The following is an 8,487-nucleotide window of genomic DNA, read 5'->3' on the forward strand; positions in this document are numbered from 1 at the left end:
GTGTGATTTAAGAGCATTATATCATACCGGAAATCAACGCAAAAAGAAACTGTCGGATCGGTTTGGGAATAACAATAACGGTTGTTTCTGGTGCCAAAGTTTGGTAAACTATTCGATACGTTACGATAATGATGGATCGTATTGCCCATCATGACCGTTTTTCGTTTGCCTTGAAGATGCGTGCTCCGGTTACGGATCAAGCCCCGGACACGCTTTTTACATAATAACACCTAAATTGAGCGTTTCACATGTTTACAGATTTAATATCACCCTGAATTCATTAAGAATGAATTTATTTCAGGATGTAGTATGTAAAACGCTTCGGGATTGCCGATCTCACCGCATCTAAGGCGTCAGAAGCCGTCCCGCATAGGCGACTATAGCGGAAAGACTTCTTTCTTGTATCTGCGGCAAGCTCGACAATCGCTCAATTTAGGTAACACAAACTGACGCTCCCGCTCCCTGTGAAATCATCGGGGATAAGGCTGACGTCACCGATAGACCCGATCAAAATGACCCAACGAACATCTCTGGACAATTCGGACGTCAACGCCCTGCTGCGGGTATGGCGCAGCGTATTCCCCTCCCCGGTGCGACCGCGCACCGAAAGGGACCGCAAACGCTTTTTACGCGGCAACCTGATTCTGCATTTTCGACCGCCGACCGTAAAAGAAAAAACATTGATGTTCACGCTTTCCTGGGGGCTGGGCGGCATGGCGGCCATACTGGTGCTGCTGCAAATGGCCACCGGAATGCTTCTGAAATTCATCTATGTCCCCACACCGGTAGATGCCTATGCATCGATTCAAACAATCATGGTCCAGGTCCCTTTTGGCCGGCTCGTGCGCAATCTCCACCACTGGTGCGCCAACCTTCTCGTGGTTGTGTTAATGCTGCATATGCTCAGGGTCTTTTTCACCGGTGCCTTTCACCATCCTCGGCAGTTTAACTGGATCGTCGGTATCTTCCTTTTTGCCATGGTGCTGGCAGCCAATCTGTCCGGCTACCTGCTGCCCTATGATCAACTGGCCTACTGGGCCGTCACCGTTTTCACGGCCATGATCGGATATATCCCCGGTATCGGGGGCGGGTTGCAGCAAGCCTTGGGAAATGGCTCCGAGTTGGGTCCCCAGACCCTGCCTTTTTTCTATTCCATGCACACGGCCGTCATTCCGCTGCTGCTGGCCGGCCTGATGGCATTTCATTTCTGGCGCATCCGCAAGGCCGGCGGCCTTGTCGTGCCGCGGAGGCCGTCTGAACCCATCGATGAGATGCCGGTCCGTGTGCCGGTGGTCCCCGGTCTGCTGGTTAGAGAAGTCTCCATGGCGCTGGCGTTGACGGCAACCGTATTGGTGTTCTCCATTTTATTCGACGCCGTGCTCTCGTCACCGGCCAATCCGGGATTGAGCCCCAACCCGGTGCGGGCACCGTGGTATTTCGCCGGGGTTCAGGAGCTCTTGCTGCATGTCCATCCTGTCGCGGCCGTATGCGTGATTCCCCTTCTGGCAGGGTTTTTCCTGTTGAGCATTCCCTACCTTGCCTATCCCCAATCCACCGAAGGGATCTGGTTCACTTCGTCCAGGGGCAGGATGCAGTCCATCTACGCAGCCCTTGCGGCGATGGCAGTTACCCCGGCCCTGATCGTGGTGGATGCACTTGTCGTCAAAACAGCGCCCTGGGCCATCGGCATGCCCCCTCTCCTCCGCGACGGCATCTTGCCGCTGCTGCTTATATCAGCCCTGACGGCTGGTGGGTTACTCGCCTTGAGAAAGCGATGGGGTGCCACATTGAACGAAACGACCCAGTCACTGTTCGTGGTGATGGTGACCGCCCTCGTCGTGCTGACCGTCGTGGGGGTGTTCTTTCGCGGACCCTTTATGCAACTGGTCTGGCCGATATGAGAAAGGGCGCAGGATGAGCAGTCAGAAAATCAAGCAAACGGTTGATAACACGCCACCCATTGAAAGCAAAGTGCGTCGCAGCCTGCTCAACGGTCTGTGGATGGCCTTAAGCGGCCTTGCCCTGGCAGAGATCGCCTGGCTGGTGGGCTCTTTCTTGAAGCCGCTGCAGTCAACGGATTCATCGGTTCAGGCCGCTGATATCATCGACGCCGGACCGGTAGATCGGTTTGCGCCCAACAGTGTGACCGCCTTTCCGCCGGGTCGATTTTACCTGGCCTGTCTTGAAGATGGGGGGTTTCTGGCCCTGTCCCGGCGCTGCACCCACCTGGGTTGCACGGTGCCGTGGGATCCGGAAAGAAAGCAGTTCGCCTGCCCCTGCCATGCCTCCGTGTTCGACATACGCGGCGAGGTGATCCAGTCTCCTGCCCCGCGGGCGCTGGACCGGTTTGCCGTGTCCATCGAGAACCGTCGCGTGAAGGTCGACGTTGGAACACCGATTCGCCGAAGCGCGTTTCGCAAAGATCAGGTGGCTCATAGGTAAAGGGTTCGAGGGGCCGAGGGGTCAAGGATCCGAGTGAAATGCAAAAGATTGATATCGCAGATAAACCCTTGAACCCTCGACTCCTTGAACCCTTTAAATTAATATCAACTCAACTGGTGATGTAACAAACACCGGATGAATTCCGTTAAGAACCAAGGAACCGCGCAATCGCCATGACCCGTTGGAAAATCACCGGCATCATCGCCACCCTGGTCATCATCTTCTCCATTCCGCTTTATGTGGTAAAGGAGAAATCCAGGAGAATGGCGACCCAGACCGACCGGCAGGCGCCCGCCGAATTCGTGGGGAGCGACGCCTGCCGGGACTGCCACCAGAGCGAGTACGACAAGTGGAAGGGCTCCCACCATCAACTGGCCATGGCCGCCGCTTCCGATGAAACAGTGCTAGGCGATTTCGCCGATGCCGAGTTTCGCCATTTCGGTGTGACCACCCGGTTTTATAAAAAGGACGATCGGTTCATGGTTACCACCCAGGGGCCGCAAGGCGAGATGGGAGACTTCGAAATCACCCATACCTTCGGCTGGTTCCCCCTCCAGCAATATTTGATCCCTTTTCCTGGCGGTCGGCTCCAGTGCCTTCCCATTGCCTGGGATTCGCGGGAAAAACGCTGGTACCACCTGTACCCGGACCGCCGCCTGGCTGCCGACGACTGGCTTTACTGGACCAACAACGGTCAGAACTGGAACGCCATGTGTGCCGAATGCCACTCCACGGACCTGCGCAAGAATTATGACCCGGACGACGAGACCTACCGGACGACCTGGTCTGAGATCAGCGTGGGCTGCGAAGCCTGCCACGGTCCGGGATCGGATCATGTGGCCTGGGCACAACTGCCGGAGATGGGGCGACCGGACGTGGTCAACACGGCCCTGGCAGTAAAGACCAGTGGACTGACCTCAACCAGGCAGGTCCAGCTGTGTGCGCCCTGCCACGCCCGTCGCATGTCCCTGGACGACAACATCCATGCCCACGCTGATTTTCTCGACTACGGCATTCCTCAACTGCTCGGCGAAGGCATGTACTTTCCGGACGGTCAGATTCTGGATGAAGTGTATGTTTACGGCTCCTTCATCCAGAGCAAGATGTACGCCCGCGGCGTGCGCTGCAGCGACTGCCACGACGTCCACAGCATCCGGCGCATCAAAGACGGCAACGACCTGTGCCTGCAGTGCCACCGGGCGGCGATTTACGACACCCGCGATCACCATTTTCATAAACAGGCGGGTGAAACCGGCGAACCCATCCGTGCCGCCACCGGAGAGGTGCTGTTCGACGTGGGCAGCGGTGCCCTTTGTGAGCAGTGTCACATGCCCGGCCGGAACTACATGGGTGTCGATTACCGGCCCGACCACAGCTTTCGCATCCCCCGGCCGGATTTGAGCCTTGCCCTGGATACGCCCAACGCCTGCAACCACTGCCATGTGGATAAGACCGTCCAGTGGTCGGTGGATGCCGTGGCCAAGTGGTATGGCAAGAAAATACGGCCGCACTATGGCACCATTCTGGCCGCCGGACGACGGCAGGATCCGAACGCCTTGGCTGAACTGGTCCGTTTGGCCGGAGATCGGCTCTACCCGGATATCGTCCGGGCAACCGCCCTGTCCCTGGCATCGACCTATCCCGATGAGACCGCGGCAGAAGCGCTCAAGCAGGCCCTTTCCGACGAGTCGGCCCTAATTCGCCACACCGCGGTCAATCGACTCCCCGTCCCGGACCCGGGGCAACGCAAAGCGCTCGTCGGACCGCTGCTCTACGACCCGGTGCGGGCCGTGCGCATCGAGGCGGCCCGGAGCCTGGTCGCTGCGGCGCAACAGGGATTGAGCCCATCCCTTCAACAACCATACGAAAAAGCCCTGGCCGAATACATCAGGGCCATGGAACGCACCGGCGATTTTGCAGCTTCCCGCCACAATTTGGGCAACATCTATGCCGACCAGGGGCAGACGGACCGGGCCATCGACCATTTCCGAAAAGCCATCGCCATCGACCGGCTCTTTTACCCGGCCAAGGTTAACCTGGCCATGCTATACAATGCCAAGGGGCAAAAAGATTCGGCCGAAGCGTTGTTGCGGGAAGTCGTGCAGGAACATCCGGACCTTTATGAAATCAAGTATTCATTAGGCCTGCTGCTGGCGGAAAAAAAGGACTACGACACAGCCGTTATTTACCTGGGCGATGCTGCCGCCGGCCTGCCCCAGCGTTCCCGTATCCATTACAACCTGGCGCTGTTGCTCAAACAACTCAACCGGAATGCACAAGCGGAGACCGCCCTTAATCAGGCCCTCTCCGTGGACCCGAATAACCCGGACTACCTTTACGCACTGGCGGTTCTGTATATTGAATGGGACCGGCCAGACGATGCCCTAAAGGCCGCATTGCAGCTGCGTGACGCCCATCCAGCACTTGCCATGGGCCGCGAACTGGTTAATTATATAGAAGGTTCCAGGGCTAACTAGTGTCCATTCAGAAATAGGCAAATTTGGTTGAGATCAAGGCATACGAAAAATTTTACCGCAGGCATATAGTTGATATTCCGAGGATAAAATTTTGAGCATAACGCAGATATCAGGCAAATTGGCCATTTGTGAATCGACACTAACTAATGATAAGCGCATTCCGAAAACCGATGCACACCTCATTTCAGAATTGAAGACACCAATATAAAAGGAGTCGCACATGAAACTCATGAAATGGATCGCCATCTCCCTGCTGGGCCTCTTGGCTGTAGGCGCTTTCACCCCGCTTCCGGCTGTGGATGAAGCGCGCCAGGCCTACAACAAAATGGTGGAAGAATCCACCCAAGAAGCCGACGAATATCTGCAGGAAAAAGAGAACACCAAAAAAGCGACCGAAGCAAAGGCCCAATCCAAGAAGGATTCGGCCCTGTCCGAGAAAATCGAGGCGGAGCGGACACGCATCGAGGCGCAGATGGACGAGATACGTAATCGCGGCATGGGCGGCGGGTTCACCGAGGGCATGAAAGACAACCTGTTGAAACCGTTGCAGGACAAGCTCGATCTACTGACCAGCGATCCGGAAGCCTACTTTGCGGGGCAATAGGCATCCTGGCACCGATCCGATCCTTTATCGATGCCGTCAAAGCGGTGCTTGGTGAATCGGCCGGGCCCGAAACCATCGAGAAGTGGCGCAGGTGCATCAGTGAGGCATTGGGTGTAACAACATTCAGCCTGATCGAGGTAGCGGTGACCAAAATGGGGTGGTCCCATTTTGGCGTTGCTACCATCAGGCCCGACGCATCGTCATCCGTCGACGGGTTCGATGAAATCAAGGACCGGATCAACCACACCGTCCAATCCATTCACTCTCCCAGCAGGATGGAGATTTATTTTACAGGAAACTATCCTTATGCCTGAATACGCCAACGCGAAAGGACTGTCTGCGCCTCGAATGTGGTTAACCCTATTATTTTTCTTTGGTCTGCTAGGCCCGCCGGTTCAAGCAGCGGCAGATGAAGATAGCGGGCCACTGAGCACGGTTTCTGCCGTCGACCTGAACCGCTATCTGGGAAAATGGTATGAAATCGCCAGCTATCCGGCCTGGTTCCAGAGGGGTTGCACCGGATCCACGGCGGACTATTCCCTGCTGCCGGACGGGCGGATCCGTGTGGTCAATCGCTGCTTCAAAAACAGCCTGGACGGTCCGCTGAAGGTATCCAAAGGCAAAGCGGAAGTGGTCGACACGGCCACCCATGCCCGGTTGAAAGTCTGGTTCTTCTGGCCCTTCAAAGGCGACTATTGGATCATCGACCTGGATGACGATTACCAGTGGGCCGTGGTGGGGGTGCCGTCGCGAAAGTACCTGTGGATCCTCAGCCGCACGCCGACGTTAGATGGGGCCGTGTACGACGGGATACTTCGCCGGGTTATCGAAAAAGGGTACGACCCGACACGGCTGCAATTGACACCTCAGCCGGAGTGAGTAGAGGGAGGGAGCTCAAATTCATATTAATTTCTGATGGATAGGAGGTATCCAATGCGTGCATTCACCCGGCAGCTATTGACCCTGCCACGGCAATGATGCTTTTAACCCTACCGCAGGTCGGTATTGCCGAAGAGTGGGACCTGGAAAAAAAACCCTGGGAAAAATTCGGTGCCAACTTCGGGGTGTTCATGTCCGCAACCGACAGCAATTTCCGTATCGGATCCGGGGTCGGCCTGGACATCGATGTGGAGGAGCTGTTGGATCTTGACACGACCAGTACGGTTTTTCGCACCGACGCCCTGTGGCGCTTTTCTAAAAACCGGCGCCACCGTCTGGATTTTAGCTGGTTTGCCTTCAGGCGCGACGGCACCCGGCAGATAAGCCAAGATATCACCATCGAGGATAAGAATGGCAATCCTATCACCATCGATGCCGGCACGACTGTCAATGCGTTTTTCGACCTGGACATCTACGAAGTGGCCTACAGCTACTCTTTCTTTCAGGACGACCGCATCGATCTGGCAGTCGGGCTTGGCTTGTACATCATGCCCATGGATTTCGGCCTTAACACCGCCGGACTGGTCAACGAGGAGGGCTCCGCCAGATTCACCGCCCCCTTGCCCGTACTGGGATTGCGCATGGATTTTGCCCTGACCCCCAAATGGTTCATCCGCACGGGCTCACAGATTTTCTACCTGGAGTATGAGGATTTCACCGGATCGGTCCTCGAGTTTCGGGCAGCCTTGGAATACAACCCCTGGAAGCATGTGGGCATCGGGTTGGGGTTCGATTCGTTTGGTGTAAAGGTAGAAGCAGACGGGCAGGACTACCCGGAGATCGATTTTAAAGGCAATGTCGAGTTCAACTATGTCGGCCTGCAGTTGTATCTGCGGGTCTTCTATTGATCCGTCAAATGCATGGACCCAGTCCGTTCTCTACTATGGCTGACTGTTTATCCCGCCTTTCCATGATGGTCCGTAAAAACACCGTGGCCCTCTGCCGTTGACGGTTATTGGTAACCGATCCGATCATCATGGCGCACCTGTTCGATTTGCAATAACACTCAGGAAGACTACAGCGCCACCAGCGTAAGGAGTGCTCATGACCCTGAAATTCAAACGCTATCCGTTCTATGTCGGCATTACCACCTTGGTTGTTTCCATCGTCGTCATATTGACCGGGATGTTCTTATGGATCAGCCACCGGGAAAGCAAGGCGGCTGCCATCCAGATGGCCGACCACCTTTTCTCGGAGATCAACGAGAAGACGCTGGAACGCTACGAGAGCACCCTGGAATCGGTGGCTGTTCTGGTCGGGACGGCCGCGCGCATGCCGGCAATGGCCACTTTGCCGGTGGGCGGTGGGATGTCGCATCCGGGATTGGCGTTGATGCTCGACGCCCTCTCGTTTTACGATTATCTGTTCTCACTTTACACCGGTTATGATGACGGCAGCTTTATCCAGATCGTTGCCGTCAGGGACAACGCAGAATTGCGCCGTCTATTCGATGCACCGGCGGGAACCGCCTATGTCCTGCGCAGCATTGCCGTCGATGCGGACGGCAACCTGAAACAGCGCTGGCATTTTTTAAATCAAGAACGGCAGGTTACCGGAGCAAGGGCCGACTTGGACCCAGGCTACGACCCCCGCACCAGGCCCTGGTTCGTCCGGGCCCAGGAGGAAGAAACGGCCTTTTACACGGATCCGTATCTCTTCAGTTCCACAAAGCTGCCGGGCATTACCTGCGCCGAGAAACTGATCTACGGTGACGGGGTTTTCGGTGCCGACATCACCCTGAACCGTTTCGCCATCTCACTCGAACGACAGAAGGTGTCGGACAACGGCATGCTGTTTCTCTTCGACCGCACGGGGCGGATCATCGCTCACCCGACCATAGACCCCATTCGAGTGGGCACAAATGAAACCTTGAGTTTTTTAACCGGCGCAGAATCCGACGATCCGCGGGTCCGATCGATCGTTGCCGAGTACCAGGACCATCCGGTGGACATACGCAACCGAACCCTGGAAATGCAGATCGACGGCTCCGCCTACCTGGTAAGATCGACGGGGTTGAAAGCCACG

General features: G+C 56.2%; 8 protein-coding genes. All 8 read left to right on the forward strand.

From position 1 onward, the window contains the following. Positions 1 to 512: 512 nt before the first annotated feature. On the forward strand, positions 513 to 1,901 hold the full coding sequence (locus tag QNK41_RS07710) for a cytochrome b N-terminal domain-containing protein (RefSeq protein WP_319255411.1): 1,389 nt from the start codon (positions 513 to 515) through the stop codon (positions 1,899 to 1,901). Positions 1,902 to 1,914: 13 nt separating this feature from the next. After that, a complete protein-coding gene (locus QNK41_RS07715) occupies positions 1,915 to 2,442 on the forward strand; it encodes a Rieske (2Fe-2S) protein (RefSeq protein WP_319255413.1) in 528 nt (175 codons plus the stop codon). 173 nt (positions 2,443 to 2,615) lie between these two features. Continuing rightward, on the forward strand, positions 2,616 to 4,919 hold the full coding sequence (locus tag QNK41_RS07720) for a tetratricopeptide repeat protein (protein WP_319255415.1): 2,304 nt from the start codon (positions 2,616 to 2,618) through the stop codon (positions 4,917 to 4,919). A gap of 220 nt (positions 4,920 to 5,139) precedes the next feature. After that, entirely contained in the window at positions 5,140 to 5,523 is a 384-nt protein-coding gene (locus tag QNK41_RS07725) for a hypothetical protein (protein WP_319255417.1), read from the forward strand. Positions 5,524 to 5,567: 44 nt separating this feature from the next. Next, complete coding sequence (locus tag QNK41_RS07730; protein WP_319255419.1) at positions 5,568 to 5,837, forward strand: hypothetical protein; 270 nt, start codon at positions 5,568 to 5,570, stop codon at positions 5,835 to 5,837. After that, positions 5,830 to 6,402: a lipocalin family protein gene (locus QNK41_RS07735; protein WP_319255421.1), complete on the forward strand. Its 573-nt coding sequence runs from the start codon at positions 5,830 to 5,832 to the stop codon at positions 6,400 to 6,402. Before QNK41_RS07730 ends, QNK41_RS07735 begins: the two co-directional genes overlap by 8 nt. Positions 6,403 to 6,497: 95 nt before the next feature. After that, positions 6,498 to 7,310 (forward strand): hypothetical protein, encoded by an 813-nt coding sequence (locus tag QNK41_RS07740; RefSeq protein WP_319255423.1) that lies wholly within the window; start codon positions 6,498 to 6,500, stop codon positions 7,308 to 7,310. A gap of 196 nt (positions 7,311 to 7,506) precedes the next feature. After that, a partial coding sequence (locus QNK41_RS07745; protein ID WP_319255425.1) for a cache domain-containing protein occupies positions 7,507 to 8,487 on the forward strand: 981 nt, incomplete at its 3' end.

The sequence above is a fragment of the Desulfosarcina sp. genome, assembly GCF_033791525.1.
GTDB lineage: Bacteria > Desulfobacterota > Desulfobacteria > Desulfobacterales > Desulfosarcinaceae > Desulfosarcina.